The 15,195-nt window shown below is 59.5% G+C and carries 11 protein-coding genes; 6 read left to right on the top strand and 5 right to left on the bottom strand.

Going from position 1 to position 15,195, the window contains the following annotated elements:
* Positions 1 to 96 precede the first annotated feature (96 nt).
* Together ACWR1S_RS19075 and ACWR1S_RS19070 are read left to right on the top strand one after the other, a co-directional pair.
* Entirely contained in the window at positions 97 to 2,556 is a 2,460-nt protein-coding gene (locus ACWR1S_RS19075) for an EAL domain-containing protein (RefSeq protein WP_454564578.1), read from the top strand.
* Positions 2,557 to 2,635: 79 nt separating this feature from the next.
* Entirely contained in the window at positions 2,636 to 3,397 is a 762-nt protein-coding gene (locus ACWR1S_RS19070; RefSeq protein ID WP_439848452.1) for a TenA family transcriptional regulator, read from the top strand.
* Between the two features lie 129 nt (positions 3,398 to 3,526).
* Here ACWR1S_RS19070 and ACWR1S_RS19065 read toward each other — a convergent pair whose 3' ends face one another.
* From ACWR1S_RS19065 to ACWR1S_RS19045, 5 genes are all read right to left on the bottom strand, one after another.
* Positions 3,527 to 4,453, bottom strand: a complete 927-nt coding sequence (locus tag ACWR1S_RS19065) for a GGDEF domain-containing protein (protein ID WP_454564577.1) — start codon at positions 4,451 to 4,453, stop codon at positions 3,527 to 3,529.
* Positions 4,454 to 4,814: 361 nt separating this feature from the next.
* Positions 4,815 to 5,555: a YciK family oxidoreductase gene (locus ACWR1S_RS19060; RefSeq protein WP_085710824.1), complete on the bottom strand. Its 741-nt coding sequence runs from the start codon at positions 5,553 to 5,555 to the stop codon at positions 4,815 to 4,817.
* Positions 5,556 to 5,629: 74 nt separating this feature from the next.
* Positions 5,630 to 6,301 (bottom strand): N-acetylmuramic acid 6-phosphate phosphatase MupP, encoded by a 672-nt coding sequence (gene mupP / locus ACWR1S_RS19055; protein ID WP_123453128.1) that lies wholly within the window; start codon positions 6,299 to 6,301, stop codon positions 5,630 to 5,632.
* A 4-nt stretch (positions 6,302 to 6,305) separates the two neighbouring features.
* Positions 6,306 to 7,004: a bifunctional 2-polyprenyl-6-hydroxyphenol methylase/3-demethylubiquinol 3-O-methyltransferase UbiG gene (gene ubiG / locus ACWR1S_RS19050; RefSeq protein WP_007908399.1), complete on the bottom strand. Its 699-nt coding sequence runs from the start codon at positions 7,002 to 7,004 to the stop codon at positions 6,306 to 6,308.
* Between the two features lie 58 nt (positions 7,005 to 7,062).
* A complete protein-coding gene (locus ACWR1S_RS19045; RefSeq protein ID WP_454564576.1) occupies positions 7,063 to 8,397 on the bottom strand; it encodes a TRZ/ATZ family hydrolase in 1,335 nt (444 codons plus the stop codon).
* Positions 8,398 to 8,505: 108 nt separating this feature from the next.
* Here ACWR1S_RS19045 and mtnA point away from each other — a divergent pair, with 108 nt between their 5' ends.
* The 4 genes from mtnA (at position 8,506) to pheA (ending at position 15,191) form a co-directional block, all read left to right on the top strand.
* On the top strand, positions 8,506 to 9,582 hold the full coding sequence (gene mtnA, locus ACWR1S_RS19040) for an S-methyl-5-thioribose-1-phosphate isomerase (RefSeq protein WP_454564575.1): 1,077 nt from the start codon (positions 8,506 to 8,508) through the stop codon (positions 9,580 to 9,582).
* 423 nt (positions 9,583 to 10,005) lie between these two features.
* Positions 10,006 to 12,780: a DNA gyrase subunit A gene (gene gyrA, locus ACWR1S_RS19035; RefSeq protein ID WP_454564574.1), complete on the top strand. Its 2,775-nt coding sequence runs from the start codon at positions 10,006 to 10,008 to the stop codon at positions 12,778 to 12,780.
* Between the two features lie 231 nt (positions 12,781 to 13,011).
* Positions 13,012 to 14,097, top strand: coding sequence for a 3-phosphoserine/phosphohydroxythreonine transaminase (serC, locus tag ACWR1S_RS19030; protein ID WP_454564573.1), 1,086 nt, complete (start codon positions 13,012 to 13,014; stop codon positions 14,095 to 14,097).
* The gene (pheA, locus tag ACWR1S_RS19025; RefSeq protein WP_007908404.1) at positions 14,097 to 15,191 is read left to right on the top strand and encodes a prephenate dehydratase; all 1,095 of its coding nucleotides are present in this window, start codon (positions 14,097 to 14,099) and stop codon (positions 15,189 to 15,191) included. The genes serC and pheA overlap by 1 nt, the downstream gene beginning before the upstream one ends.
* Positions 15,192 to 15,195 lie beyond the last annotated feature (4 nt).

The raw sequence follows: 15,195 nt of genomic DNA, 5'->3' as shown, positions 1-15,195 counted from the left end.
AGCTGTCCCTTTGACTTGTCGAAAATTAGCCTAGGCTGAGCTGTCAGGAGCGGGATTTTCCGGTGTTCATCTGGCAGTGCTTGCGCAAGGGATCTCATGAAGCAAAAGCGGACTCTCGGAACGCCACGGTTGTTGGGCATCGTCTGGCCATTTATTGCCGTCGTGTTGTTTCAGGCGTTATTGGGCGGCGTGAGTCTTTACGTGCTCTCGGCCGTTCGCGGTTATGTCGCTGGCGAAAGCCTCTGGTCCAAGGGCCAGAAAGACGCGATTTACTACCTCAATCTGTACGCCGACAGCCGCGACGAGGCGATTTTTCTCAAATACCGTAACGCGATTGCCGTGCCGCAAGGCGGGCATCAATTGCGTCTGGCGCTGGATCATCAACCGCCGGATCTGGCCGCAGCGCGCGAAGGTATTCTCAAGGGTGGCAACCACCCGGACGACGTCTCCAGCCTGATCTGGCTGTACCTCAACTTCCGCCATTTCAGTTATCTGGAAACCGCCATCGATCGCTGGACGGTCGGTGACGCCTATCTGGTCGAACTGGATGACGTGGCGCAGGAGATGCACCGTAGCATCTCGCAGAACACCGCGAACAGTGCCGATATCCAGCGCTGGAAGGCGCGGATTTTTGCCGTCAACGATGGCGTGACCCCGGCCGCAAAAGCCTTCAGTGATGCCTTGGGCGAAGGCTCGCGGATGATTCTGCGACTGTTGTTGTTAACCAATCTGGCCACGGCACTTGGGCTGATCGTGCTGGCCTTGTGGCGCACACACAAACTGCTCAAGCAGCGCCACGCTTTTGCCGAGGCGCTGCAACTGGAGAAGGATCGGGCGCACGTCACCTTGCATTCGATCGGTGATGGCGTCATCACCACCGATGTCAGCGGCGCCATCGATTACATGAACCCCGCCGCTGAGGCCATGACCCATTGGAAGGCCGAGCAGGCGGCCGGCCTGCCGCTGGCCGCGCTGTTCAATTTGCTCGACGACAACGCTCAGGCCGAAGGCCTGACGCTGATCGAGCACATTCTCAGCGGCAAACTCAGTGGCGGCAGTGAGCATTCGAAACTGATCCAGCGCCTGGATGGCACGACGTTGTCGGTGACGCTGGTCGGCGCGCCGATCCGCAATGCCGGCAAGGTCAGCGGCACGGTGCTGGTGTTGCACGACATGACTCAGGAGCGGCAATACATCGCCAATCTGTCGTGGCAGGCGACCCATGATGCGCTGACCGGACTGGCCAACCGTCGCGAGTTCGAATACCGGCTGGAGCAGGCGCTGCACAACCTCACGCGCCATTCCGGGCGGCATGCGCTGATGTTCCTCGACCTCGATCAATTCAAACTGGTCAACGACACCTGCGGTCACGCCGCCGGCGATGAGTTGTTGCGGCACATTTGTACGCTGCTGCAATCAGGGCTGCGCGAGGGCGACACGCTGGCGCGCCTGGGCGGTGATGAGTTCGGCATTCTGCTGGAGAACTGCGCCCCGGACGCGGCCGAGAAGATTGCCGAGGCGCTGCGCCAGACGGTGCAGAACCTGCATTTTGTCTGGAAGGGCCGGCCGTTCCTGACCACGGTGAGCATTGGCCTGGTGCATATCGCGCAGACCCCGACGACCCTCGAAGCCTCACTGCGCGCGGCCGACATGGCCTGTTACATGGCCAAGGAAAAGGGCCGCAACCGGGTGCAGGTCTACCACGCCGATGATTCCGAACTGTCGCTGCGCTTTGGCGAAATGGCGTGGGTGCAGCGCCTGCACATGGCGCTGGAAGAAAACCGTTTTTGCCTGTACGCCCAGGAAATCGCCCCGCTCAAGTCGGGTGACAACAAGGGCGGGCACATCGAGATTCTGCTGCGTCTGCATGATGAAGCCGGGCGGATGATCCTGCCGGACAGTTTCATTCCCGCCGCCGAGCGTTATGGTTTGATGAGTCAACTGGACCGTTGGGTAGTTCAGAACGTGTTCAAGGTTATTGCTCAATGTATTGCACAAGAACATCAAGAGCCCTTAGCGATGTGTGCGATTAATCTGTCAGGCATTACTATAGGAGATGACGCGTTTTTGCACTTTCTGCGAGAACAGTTTGTTAACTACGCAATACCGCCTGAAATGATTTGTTTTGAAATTACAGAAACCAGTGCAATTGCAAATCTGGGCAGTGCAATAAGATTTATTAATGAACTCAAAGGCTTAGGTTGCTACTTTTCGTTAGATGATTTTTGCGCCGGAATGTCTTCATTCGCTTATCTGAAACATTTGCCTGTAGACTTCCTGAAGATCGACGGGAGTTTCGTAAAGGATATGCTGGACGACCCGATTAACCGCGCAATGGTCGAAGTGATCAATCACATCGGGCATGTCATGGGTAAGCAGACAATTGCCGAGTTTGTTGAAACAACCCAGATCGAGCAGGCATTGCTTGAAATTGGAGTGGATTACGCTCAGGGTTATGTCATCGAGCGTCCACAGTTGTTTACCTGTGACAGTTTGCAAAGTCGGCCCGCCAGACCGCAACCGCTGTTATTCAAAGCGCCTGGCACGTTCCGTTGAAGTCTCTCGCCGATCCTTATAATCACAAATCAAAAGGAGCCGAACAGTGATCGACACATTCAACCGAACCGGACCACTCATGGAAGCTGCAAGTTATCCAGCCTGGGCGCAACAGCTCATTCAGGATTGCAGCGAGAGCAAGCGCCGGGTTGTCGAACATGAACTTTACCTGCGCATGCGTGATAACAAGCTCAGCGCCAGAACCATGCGTCAGTACCTGATCGGGGGCTGGCCGGTGGTTGAGCAGTTTGCGTTGTACATGGCGCAGAATCTCACCAAAACCAGGTTTGCCCGTCACCCGGGCGAAGACATGGCGCGGCGCTGGCTGATGCGCAATATCCGCGTCGAACTCAATCACGCCGATTACTGGGTGCATTGGAGTCGTGCCCATGGCGTCAGTCTGGAGGACCTTCAGGCCCAGCATGTGCCGCCGGAACTGCATGCGCTGAGTCACTGGTGCTGGCACACCAGTTCGGCTGATTCGCTGATTGTGGCCATCGCCGCGACCAACTATGCGATTGAAGGCGCGACCGGGGAGTGGTCGGCGCTGGTCTGCTCCACCGGCGTATATGCCGCAGCGTTTCCCGAAGAGGATCGCAAACGGGCCATGAAGTGGCTGAAGATGCATGCCCAGTACGACGATGCCCATCCCTGGGAAGCGCTGGAAATCATCTGCACCCTGGCCGGGATGAACCCGAGCAAGGCCTTGCAGGCTGAACTGCGTCAGGCGGTGTGCAAGAGCTACGACTACATGTACCTGTTTCTGGAGCGCTGCATGCAACTGGAGACGTCGGAACGCCTATTGGTCAACCGGGAGCGCAGGGCGGTAGTCGAGAGCTGATACACCGCGTAAAAATGTAGGAGTGAGCCTGCTCGCGATAGCGGACTGTCAGTCAACATCAGTGTTGAATGGCAGATCGTCATCGCGAGCAGGCTCACTCCTACAGTGGTTTTGGGGTGTCTGGAAAAGTCAGCCGGCCATGGCCAACCGGTTACGTCCTTCACGCTTGGCCACGTACAACGCACTGTCGGCGCGGCGCAGCAAGCTATCGGCCGATTCGCCCGGCAACAACGTCGAACATCCCAGGCTCACGGTCAGTTCGATCAACTGCCCGTCCGCATAGTATTCAGCTGCCTGCGTCGCATAACGCAAACGTTCGCCGACCATTGCGGCCGCATCCCGGCTGGTATTGGACAGCAGCACCAGAAACTCTTCGCCACCGTAACGAAATACCATGTCGACGTTGCGCAGCTGCGCCTTGATGGTCGCCGCGATGGCTTTAAGTACGTCATCGCCGGCGCTGTGGCCATGGCTGTCGTTGACCCGTTTGAAATGATCGATGTCGAGCATCAGCACCGAGAGCGGCTGCACATGGCGACGCGACATGTCGATCTCGCGCTGCAAGGTCTGCTCCATGGCGATGCGGTTACCGGCGCCGGTCAACGGATCACGCAGGGCGCTCTGCGTGGCGGCGCGGTAGAGCAGGGCATTGCGCATCGGGTACAGCAGCGACGACAACAGCGATTCAAGGTTGCCCTGATCCAGTTCGTTGAAGCGCTGGTTGCGGCGGAATATCAGTTCGCCCATGTGCTCGCCTTCGTGGCTGAGGCTATAGCTGATCGAGTGATGACCGCGGGTGCCGAACTCCAGGCGCAAATCGCTGCCCTGGTGCACATAGCTAAGCGCGTCCAGCGGCACAAGGCGCTGAACTTCGCGGAAAAACAGACCGAGGATGCGTTGCGGCTCAAGGCTGGTCTGCAGTTGCAGGCTCATTTGCTGGCGCAATTGCGCCAGGCTGGTCGGTCGCTCCAGAAGGGGAGGCAGTTGACCAAAGCCCAGGCGTTGCAATTTGGCACTGTCAAAGTCAATTGCATTGGTCTGGGAGGGTGATTTCATATGGCGTGAACCCTTAGCAGTAAGTCTGTCTTACAGGCTGGGTGAGAGCGGCTATGGGCTGCGCGTCATACTGATCCATCAGTCCCGTAGGACGTTTGGCGTAAGTTTAGTCTGCCGGATGACGATTAGTAAGCTATCGAAATCGGCCTCGCCCCATTGCCTTCACGTGGCTTGCTTTGAGGGAAATTAGAGCGAAAGTCGTGCCATTCGGTTCGTATTTTTTTAAACCGTTTGGAATCAATGGTTTGGCTATGGGGGTGAGAGGGGTGCGCTGGAAAATTGACTGAATTGTGACGGTCGTCAGCGGCAAATGCATGCCGCGACAGGAATCTGCCGCGGCAACAAATGCGACGTATGGCAGTTATTGCGCGTTGAAGGCCTGGCCATTGATGCCGGTACTGTCCGGGCCCATCAGGTACAGGTAGACCGGCATGATCTCCTCGGGCGTCGGGTTGTTCAGCGGGTTTTCGCCCGGGTAGGCCTGAGCACGCATGCTGGTGCGCGTACCGCCGGGGTTGATGCTGTTCGAGCGGACTGGCGCCACACCATCGACTTCATCGGCCAGGGTTTGCATCAAACCTTCAGTGGCGAATTTCGATACGCCATAAGCACCCCAGTACGCCCGGCCCTTACGCCCGACGCTGCTGGAGGTGAACACCACCGACGCGTCTTGTGACAGCTTGAGCAGCGGCAGCAGGGTGCTGGTCAGCATGAACATGGCGTTGACGTTGACCTGCATGACGCGCATGAAGTTTTCCCCGGACAACTGCTCGATCGGCGTGCGTGGGCCGATGATCGAAGCGTTGTGCAGCAATCCGTCGAGGTGACCGAATTCGCTCTCGATCATCGCGGCCAGCTCGTCGTACTGGTGGGGCAGGGCGGTTTCGAGGTTGAACGGAATCACCGCCGGCTGCGGGTGGCCTGCCGCTTCGATCTCGTCGTAGACCTGCGTCAGGTTCGCTTCGGTCTTGCCCAGCAGCAATACGGTGGCGCCGTGGGCGGCGTAGGTTTTCGCCGCAGCCGCACCAATGCCACGACCGGCACCGGTGACCAGAATGACCCGATCCTTGAGTAATTCGGGACGAGCGGAATAATCAAACATAAAAACCTCATCAAGAGTCAGATCGTTCCCACGCTCCGCGTGGGAATGCGGCCAATGACGCTCTGCGTCAGGTCTCAGCAGCTGCAAAGCGCGCTATCGAGCACCTTGCGCAACTCCGACGGATGATCCACGACGACATCCGCGCCCCAGTGGCGAGGGTTATCGTCCGGGTGGATGTAGCCGAAAGTCACCGCAGCCGTTTTAGTCCCGGCATCGCGCCCGGATTCGATATCACGCAGATCATCGCCGACAAACAGCACCGTCGACGGATCCAGATCAAGCATCTTGCACGCAAGGATCAACGGTTCCGGATCCGGCTTGCTGTTCTTCACGTGATCCGGGCAGATCAGCAGTGCCGAACGCTCGGCCAGTCCCAGTTGTTGCATGATCGGCTCGGCAAAGCGCAACGGCTTGTTGGTCACCACGCCCCAGATCAGGTTGGCCTTCTCGATGTCGGCGAGCAGTTCGCCCATGCCGTCGAACAGCTTGCTGTGCACCGCGCAGCCGACCAGATAGCGCTCAAGGAACTCCAGACGCAGTTCTTCGAAGCCCGGCGATTCCGGGTCCATCGAGAACGTCACCGCGACCATGGCTTTCGCGCCGCCGGAAATCTCGTCGCGAATGTGCTTGTCGTTCATCGGCGGCAGGCCGCGATCGGCGCGCATTGCCTGGCAGATGGCGATGAAGTCCGGCGCCGTGTCGAGCAGGGTGCCGTCCATGTCGAAGAGAACTGCTCTGATGGCCATCGGCTTACTCCTCGCGCAGGGTCTGGATCATGTAGTTGACGTCAACGTCGTTGGCCAGCTTGTAGTGCTTGGTCAGCGGGTTGTAGGTCAGGCCGATGATGTCCTTGACGGTCAGGCCGGCCATGCGGCTCCAGGCACCGAGCTCGGACGGGCGGATGAATTTCTTGAAGTCGTGGGTGCCGCGCGGCAGCAACTTCATGATGTATTCAGCGCCGATGATGGCGAACAGGTACGCCTTCGGGTTGCGGTTGATGGTCGAGAAGAACACCTGGCCGCCCGGTTTGACCATGCGGAAGCAGGCGCGGATCACCGACGATGGATCCGGTACGTGCTCGAGCATTTCCAGGCAGGTCACTACGTCGAACTGCTCGGGCATTTCTTCGGCCAGGGCTTCGGCGGTGATCTGGCGGTATTCGACGCTGACGCCGGATTCCAGCTGATGCAGTTGCGCGACCGCCAGTGGCGCCTCGCCCATGTCGATGCCCATCACGGTGGCGCCGCGTTGGGCCATGGCTTCGCTGAGGATGCCGCCGCCGCAACCGACGTCGAGGACTTTCTTGCCGGCCAGATTGACCCGCTCGTCAATCCAGTTGACCCGCAGCGGGTTGATGTCGTGCAGCGGTTTGAATTCGCTTTCGCGGTCCCACCAGCGATGGGCCAGGGCTTCGAATTTGGCGATTTCGGCGTGGTCGACGTTACTCATGTTCAATTCCTCTAAAGCTTTAAAAAGGGTTGTAGCCCCGGCGTTTGTGCCGAGGTGTTTACGATTCGGTGTGGCCGCTGATGCGCTGGCCCCAGGCCCGGGCGGTGGCGCCCAATTGTTCTTCGTCGAGTCGGGTCAGACGCCGGTCGTCGAGCAGTTGTTTGCCGGCGACCCACAGGTGTTTCACGCAGTCGCGACCGGTGGCATAGATAAGCTGCGAAACCGGGTCATACACCGGTTGCTGCGCCAGGCCGGACAGGTCAAAAGCGACGATGTCGGCGGCTTTGCCGATTTCCAGCGAGCCAACCTGTGCTTCGATGCCCAGTGCGCGCGCGCCATTCAGTGTGGCCATGCGCAGCGCTCGATGGGCGTCCAGCGCGGTAGCCGAACCGGCAACGGCTTTGGCCAGCAGCGCGGCGGTGCGGGTTTCGCCCAGCAGATCCAGATCGTTATTGCTCGCCGCGCCATCGGTGCCGATCGCAACATTCACCCCGGCCTGCCACAAGCGCTCGACCGGGCAGAAGCCGCTGGCCAGTTTGAGGTTGGATTCCGGGCAATGGATCACGCTGGTGTTACTTTCTACCAGCAACGCCAGGTCATCCTCGCTGATCTGGGTCATGTGCACGGCCTGGAAGCGCGGGCCGAGCAAGCCGAGGCGGCCGAGGCGCGCCAACGGACGTTCGCCGAGCTGTTCCAATGATTGCTGAACTTCGAACGCGGTTTCGTGAACGTGCATGTGGATCGAGGCGTCCAGCTCCTCGGCGATTACGCGGATTTTTTCCAGGTTCTCGTCGCCGACGGTGTACGGTGCATGAGGGCCAAAGGTGATCTTGATCCGTTCGTGATGCTTCAAGTCGCCGAACAACTCGACGCCCTGACGGATGGCTTCATCGGCACTGCTGGCGCCCGGGATCGGGAAATCAAGGATCGGAATGGCGATCTGCGCGCGAATGCCGCTGTTGTGCACGCGCTCGCTGGCGACTTTCGGAAAGAAATACATGTCCGAGAAGCAGGTGATGCCGCCCTTGATCTGCTCGGCGATGGCCAGGTCGGTGCCGTCACGGACGAAATCTTCATCGACCCACTTGGCCTCGGCCGGCCAGATGTGGTTTTCCAGCCAGGTCATCAGCGGCAGATCATCGGCCAGGCCACGGAACAGCGTCATCGCCGCATGGCCATGCGCGTTGATCAGGCCGGGGGCGAGCAGCACATCCGGCAGTTCGCGAACTTCCGTGGCGTTACACTTCAATGCTTCGGCGCGCGGGCCGATAAACACGATGCGACCGTCGCGGATGCCCAGGCCGTGCTCCTTGAGCACAACGCCTGCAGGTTCGACGGGTACCAGCCAGGTCGGCAGCAATAATAAGTCGAGCGCAATGGCAGGTTTCGGCATCGAGGGTCGGTTCCAGTGCTTTTGTAAAGGATGGCGAAGTATACCCGAGCGTCTTCGCGGGGGGATCGCTATAATCGGCGGCTTTTGTTCATGAGTGCGGGGTGAGGGATGCGCGATCGACTGTTGGCTGCGGAGAAAGTAAAGGCCATCGATTGGCGAGATGGCGCGCTCCACCTGCTGGATCAGCGTATTTTGCCGTTCGAAGAAACGTGGATTGCCTACACCAGCGCCGCCGGCGTGGCTGAAGCGATTCGCTCGATGGTGGTGCGTGGCGCGCCGGCCATTGGCATCAGTGCGGCGTATGGCATTGTCCTCGCGGCCCGTGCGCGGATCGCCGAAGGTGGCGACTGGTATGCGGCACTGGAAGAGGATTTTGCCCTGCTGGCCGATTCCCGTCCGACGGCGGTCAATCTGTTCTGGGCCCTTGGCCGCATGCATGATCGGCTCGATCGCCTGAAGGAAAACGCCGATCCGCTGGCGGCGCTGGAAGCTGAAGCCATCGCCATTCACGAAAGCGACCGCGAAGCCAACCTGACCATGGCGCAACTCGGCGTTGATCTGATCCGCAAGCATCAGGGCAATGCCCAGGCGATTCTCACCCACTGCAATACTGGCGCGCTGGCCACTGGCGGTTTCGGCACGGCGCTGGGGGTGATTCGTGCGGCTTATCTGGAAGGCATGGTCGAGCGTGTTTACGCCGATGAAACCCGTCCATGGCTGCAGGGCTCGCGCTTGACTGCGTGGGAACTGGCCAATGAGGGCATCCCGGTGACGCTGAATGCCGACTCCGCCGCCGCGCACATCATGAAAACCAAAGGCGTGACCTGGGTGATTGTCGGCGCTGACCGCATCACCGCTAACGGCGACGTGGCCAACAAGATCGGCACCTATCAACTGGCGGTCAACGCCATGCACCACGGCGTACGGTTCATGGTGGTAGCGCCGAGTTCGACCATCGACATGAATCTGGCCAGCGGTGACGACATTCCGATCGAGGAGCGTGACGGCGCCGAGTTGCTGGAAGTCGGCGGCAAACGTGTCGGCGCGGACGTTGACGCGTTCAACCCGGTGTTTGACGTGACCCCGGCGGACCTGATTGACGCGATCGTCACCGAGAAAGGCATCGTCGAGCGCCCGGACACCGCGAAAATGGCCCAGTTGATGTGCCGCAAACGCCTGCATTAACAGGCTTGAATCCTGCGTCGACCCCTTCGCGAGCAAGCTCGCTCCCACAGGTTTTGTGATCACCACAGAATAATGTGGGAGCGAGCTTGCTCGCGAAGGGGCCCTAAAAGTCAATAAACATCGCTAATCCACACCACAAATCTGCATTCAAAGAAGCTCTGAGCTTCTCTCGTCCCCGTTAAGCCTGTCACCGGTCAACTAACTATGCTCCATGCGCATCTGGGGGATAGGTGCGTGGCGGCCTTTGTGATAACATCCGGCGTTTTCCGAGGCAGCTCCACGGAGCTGTCTTTACTGCGCAAATCCACGATCCAATGTTGATTTGTCGTAAGTCGGCGCATGGCACTCGGCCTGCCCCGACGAGCTTCGTTGGTCCCATATGGATATGACGAAGTTTCACCAGAAAAAGGAATCAGGCTTCTCATGGGCGAACTGGCCAAAGAAATCCTCCCGGTCAATATCGAAGACGAGCTGAAGCAGTCCTACCTCGACTACGCGATGAGCGTAATCGTCGGCCGTGCACTGCCGGATGCGCGCGATGGCCTCAAGCCCGTGCACCGTCGCGTACTGTTCGCGATGAGCGAGCTGGGCAACGACTACAACAAGCCGTACAAGAAATCTGCCCGTGTTGTCGGCGACGTGATCGGTAAGTATCACCCGCACGGTGATACTGCGGTGTACGACACCATCGTTCGTATGGCTCAGCCTTTCTCCCTGCGCTACCTGCTGGTCGACGGTCAGGGCAACTTCGGTTCGGTCGACGGCGACAACGCTGCGGCCATGCGATACACCGAAGTGCGCATGACCAAGCTGGCGCACGAACTGTTGGCTGACCTGCACAAAGAAACCGTGGACTGGGTGCCGAACTACGACGGCACCGAAATGATCCCGGCGGTCATGCCGACCCGTATCCCCAACCTGCTGGTCAACGGCTCCAGCGGTATCGCCGTGGGTATGGCGACCAACATTCCGCCGCACAACCTCGGTGAAGTCATCGACGGTTGCCTGGCGCTCATCGACAACCCCGAGCTGACCGTCGACGAGCTGATGCAATACATCCCCGGTCCGGACTTCCCGACCGCGGCGATCATCAACGGTCGCGCTGGCATCATCGAAGCCTACCGCACCGGTCGCGGGCGCATTTACATGCGCGCCCGCTCGATCATTGAAGACATCGACAAGGTCGGTGGTCGTCAGCAGATCGTCATCACCGAACTCCCTTACCAGTTGAACAAGGCGCGTCTGATCGAGAAGATCGCCGAGCTGGTCAAAGAGAAGAAGCTGGAAGGCATCACCGAACTGCGCGACGAGTCCGACAAGGACGGTATGCGCGTCGTGATCGAACTGCGTCGCGGCGAAGTGCCTGAGGTGATCCTCAACAACCTCTACGCGCAGACCCAGCTGCAATCGGTATTCGGCATCAACATCGTTGCGCTGATCGACGGCCGTCCACGCATCCTTAACCTCAAGGATCTGCTGGAAGCCTTCGTCCGTCACCGTCGCGAAGTCGTCACCCGTCGCACCGTGTTCGAACTGCGCAAGGCGCGCGAGCGTGGTCACATCCTCGAAGGCCAGGCCGTTGCCCTGTCGAACATCGACCCGGTTATCGCCCTGATCAAAGCCTCGCCGACCCCGTCGGAAGCGAAAGAAGCGCTGATCAGCACGCCGTGGGAATCCTCGGCGGTAGTGGCGATGGTTGAGCGTGCCGGTGCCGATTCGTGCCGTCCGGAAAACCTCGATCCGCAATACGGTCTGCGCGAAGGCAAGTACTTCCTGTCGCCAGAACAGGCGCAAGCCATTCTGGAACTGCGTCTGCACCGTCTGACCGGTCTGGAACACGAAAAACTGCTGGCCGAGTATCAAGAGATCCTCAACCAGATTGGCGAGCTGATCCGCATCCTCAACAGCGCCGTGCGCCTGATGGAAGTGATCCGCGAAGAGCTGGAAGTGATCCGCGCCGAATATGGCGACGTGCGCCGCACCGAAATTCTCGATGCCCGTCTCGACCTGACCCTGGGTGACATGATCCCGGAAGAAGAGCGCGTCGTGACTATCTCCCACGGTGGCTACGCCAAGACCCAGCCATTGGCTGCGTACCAGGCTCAGCGTCGTGGCGGTAAAGGCAAATCGGCGACCGGCGTCAAGGATGAGGACTACATCGCTCACCTGCTGGTTGCCAACAGCCATACCACGCTGCTGCTGTTCTCCAGCAAAGGCAAGGTGTACTGGCTCAAGACCTACGAGATTCCGGAGGCCTCCCGCGCCGCCCGTGGTCGTCCGCTGGTCAACCTTCTGCCATTGAGCGAAGGCGAGTACATCACCACCATGCTGCCGGTCGATCTCGAAGCCATGAAGCGTCAGGCTGATGAAGAAGAAGCCGAAGGCGCCGAGGCTGATGTAGAAGAAATCGAAAACAGCAACGAGACCGACGAAGAACGTCGTGCCCGTATCAAAGCTGCTGACCGCAAGAAGGCGCCGTTCATCTTCATGTCGACCGCCAACGGCACCGTGAAGAAAACTCCGCTGGTGGCCTTCAGCCGTCAGCGCAGCGTGGGTCTGATCGCGCTGGAACTGGACGAAGGCGACATCCTGATCTCTGCAGCTGTCACCGACGGCGAGCAGGAAATCATGCTGTTCTCCGACGGCGGCAAAGTGACGCGCTTCAAGGAATCCGAAGTTCGCGCCATGGGTCGTACTGCTCGCGGTGTGCGTGGTATGCGTCTGCCGGAAGGGCAGAAGCTGATCTCCATGCTGATTCCGGAAGAGGGCAGTGAGATTCTCACCGCTTCCGAGCGCGGCTACGGCAAGCGCACGGCGATCACCGAGTTCCCTGAATACAAGCGTGGCGGTCAGGGCGTGATCGCCATGGTCAGCAACGAGCGTAACGGCCGTCTGGTCGGCGCGGTTCAGGTGCAGGACGGTGAAGAGATTATGCTGATCTCCGATCAGGGCACCCTGGTGCGTACCCGTGTCGACGAAGTATCGAGCCTGGGCCGTAACACTCAAGGTGTGACGCTGATCAAGCTGGCCAAGGATGAAACCCTGGTCGGGCTGGAGCGGGTTCAGGAGCCTTCGGAAGTCGAAGGTGATGAGCTTGAAGGTGAAGAGGGCGAGGAATTCGAAGGCCGCGTCGTGATCGACGATGCTGGCGAAGACCAGCAACTCGACGCCGCAGCAGACGAAGAACCGCAAGAATAAGCGGACAAACGAGGGGGCGGATGAGAATTCGCCCCCTTGTTATTTGTCCGGTATGAAATTTCGACATCATGGAGATCCCCTGTGGGAGCGAGCCTGCTCGCGAATGCAGGCGCTGCGGTACCTCTGACGCACCGCGGTGATGCATTCGCGAGCAGGCTCGCTCCCACAGGGCCGTGTTGATCGGTAGTGTGATTTATTGCGTGATACCACCAAATCAGAGCGAGATTGGATGTGAGCAAGCGAGCCTTTAACTTCTGCGCCGGTCCTGCGGCGCTTCCTGAAGCTGTCCTGCAACGTGCTCAAGGTGAACTCCTTGATTGGCACGGCAAGGGTCTTTCGGTCATGGAAATGAGCCATCGCAGCGATGAGTTCGTGTCCATCGCCACTCAGGCCGAGCAGGATCTGCGTGACCTGCTGAATATCCCGTCGAACTATAAAGTGCTGTTTCTGCAAGGTGGCGCCAGCCAGCAATTCGCGCAGATCCCACTGAACCTGCTGCCTGAAGGCGGTTCTGCCGACTACATCGACACCGGTATCTGGTCGCAGAAAGCCATCGAAGAAGCCTCGCGCTACGGCCACGTCAACGTCGCCGCCACCGCCAAGCCTTACGACTATTTCGCCATCCCGGGCCAGAACGAGTGGAACCTGTCGAAAGACGCCGCTTACGTTCACTACGCGCCGAACGAAACCATCGGCGGTCTGGAATTCCAGTGGATCCCGGAAGTCGGTGACGTGCCGCTGGTGGCCGACATGTCTTCGGACATCCTTTCGCGTCCAGTCGATATCTCGCGTTTCGGCATGATCTACGCCGGCGCACAGAAGAACATCGGCCCGAGCGGCATCGTCGTCAACATCATCCGCGAAGACTTGCTGGGCAAGGCGCGCGCGCTGTGCCCGACCATGCTCGACTATAAAGTCGCGGCGGATAACGGCTCGATGTACAACACCCCGCCGACCCTGGCCTGGTATCTGTCGGGGCTGGTGTTCCAGTGGCTGAAGGAGCAGGGTGGCGTTGAAGCGATCGCCAGGCTCAACGACGTCAAGCAGCGCACGCTGTACGACTTCATTGACGCCAGCGGCCTCTACAGCAACCCGATCAACAAGTCGGACCGCTCGTGGATGAACGTGCCATTCCGTCTGGCCGATGATCGTCTGGACAAGCCGTTCCTGGTCGGTGCCGAAGCGCGCGGTCTGCTCAACCTCAAGGGCCACCGCTCCGTGGGCGGCATGCGCGCCTCCATCTACAACGCCGTCGACATCACCGCGGTCAACGCGCTGGTGGCGTACATGGCTGAATTCGAGAAGGAACACGGCTGATGTCCGAGCAAGAACTCAAGGCACTGCGCGTTCGCATTGACGCTCTGGACACCAAAGTCATGGAGCTGATCAGTGAGCGTGCGCGTTGCGCCCAGGAAGTCGCGCGCGTAAAGATGGCCTCGCTGGCCGAAGGCGAAGTGCCGGTGTTCTATCGTCCTGAGCGTGAGGCTCAGGTGCTCAAGCGTGTGATGGAGCGCAATCAGGGGCCGCTGGGCAACGAAGAGATGGCGCGGTTGTTCCGCGAAATCATGTCGTCGTGCCTGGCGCTGGAGCAGCCGTTGAAAGTGGCTTACCTCGGTCCTGAAGGCACCTTCACCCAAGCCGCAGCGATGAAACACTTCGGTCACGCTGTCATCAGCAAGCCAATGGCGGCGATCGACGAAGTGTTCCGTGAGGTGGCGGCCGGTGCGGTGAATTTTGGCGTGGTCCCGGTGGAAAACTCCACCGAAGGCGCGGTCAACCACACGCTGGACAGCTTCCTTGAGCACGACATGGTCATCTGTGGCGAAGTCGAGCTGCGTATTCACCATCACCTGTTGGTCGGTGAAAACACCAAGACCGACAGCATCAGCCGTATCTATTCCCACGCGCAGTCGCTGGCCCAGTGCCGCAAGTGGCTGGACGCGCACTACCCGAATGTCGAGCGCGTGGCGGTTTCCAGCAACGCCGAAGCGGCCAAGCGGGTCAAGGGCGAGTGGAACTCGGCGGCGATTGCCGGCGACATGGCGGCAGGGCTGTATGGCCTGACCCGTCTGGCCGAGAAGATCGAAGATCGTCCGGACAACTCGACGCGCTTCCTGATGATCGGTAACCAGGAAGTGCCGCCGACTGGCGACGACAAGACTTCGATCATCGTGTCGATGAGTAACAAGCCCGGCGCGCTCCACGAGCTGCTGGTGCCGTTCCACGACAACGGGATCGACCTGACCCGTATCGAAACGCGTCCTTCGCGCAGCGGCAAATGGACCTACGTGTTCTTCATCGACTTCGTCGGCCACCACCGTGATCCGTTGATCAAAGGTGTATTGGAAAAGATCAGTCAGGAAGCAGTAGCACTCAAAGTGCTGGGTTCCTACCCGAAAGCAGTTCTTTAAGGGG

It is taken from the genome of Pseudomonas sp. AIG (assembly GCF_977020205.1).
Note: the sequence above shows the minus strand (reverse complement) of the source record. Positions and strands in the feature narration are given on the sequence as shown.

Bases quoted from the DNA above. Each gene is read 5' to 3' on its own strand.
- pheA (WP_007908404.1), top strand. From the start codon at position 14,097: ATGTCCGAGCAAGAACTCAAGGCACTGCGCGTTCGCATTGACGCTCTG.
- ubiG (WP_007908399.1), bottom strand. From the start codon at position 7,004: ATGAGTAACGTCGACCACGCCGAAATCGCCAAATTCGAAGCCCTGGCC.
- ACWR1S_RS19075 (WP_454564578.1), top strand. From the start codon at position 97: ATGAAGCAAAAGCGGACTCTCGGAACGCCACGGTTGTTGGGCATCGTC.
- ACWR1S_RS19070 (WP_439848452.1), top strand. From the start codon at position 2,636: ATGGAAGCTGCAAGTTATCCAGCCTGGGCGCAACAGCTCATTCAGGAT.
- ACWR1S_RS19060 (WP_085710824.1), bottom strand. From the start codon at position 5,555: ATGTTTGATTATTCCGCTCGTCCCGAATTACTCAAGGATCGGGTCATT.
- gyrA (WP_454564574.1), top strand. From the start codon at position 10,006: ATGGGCGAACTGGCCAAAGAAATCCTCCCGGTCAATATCGAAGACGAG.
- mtnA (WP_454564575.1), top strand. From the start codon at position 8,506: ATGCGCGATCGACTGTTGGCTGCGGAGAAAGTAAAGGCCATCGATTGG.
- mupP (WP_123453128.1), bottom strand. From the start codon at position 6,301: ATGGCCATCAGAGCAGTTCTCTTCGACATGGACGGCACCCTGCTCGAC.
- ACWR1S_RS19065 (WP_454564577.1), bottom strand. From the start codon at position 4,453: ATGAAATCACCCTCCCAGACCAATGCAATTGACTTTGACAGTGCCAAA.
- ACWR1S_RS19045 (WP_454564576.1), bottom strand. From the start codon at position 8,397: ATGCCGAAACCTGCCATTGCGCTCGACTTATTATTGCTGCCGACCTGG.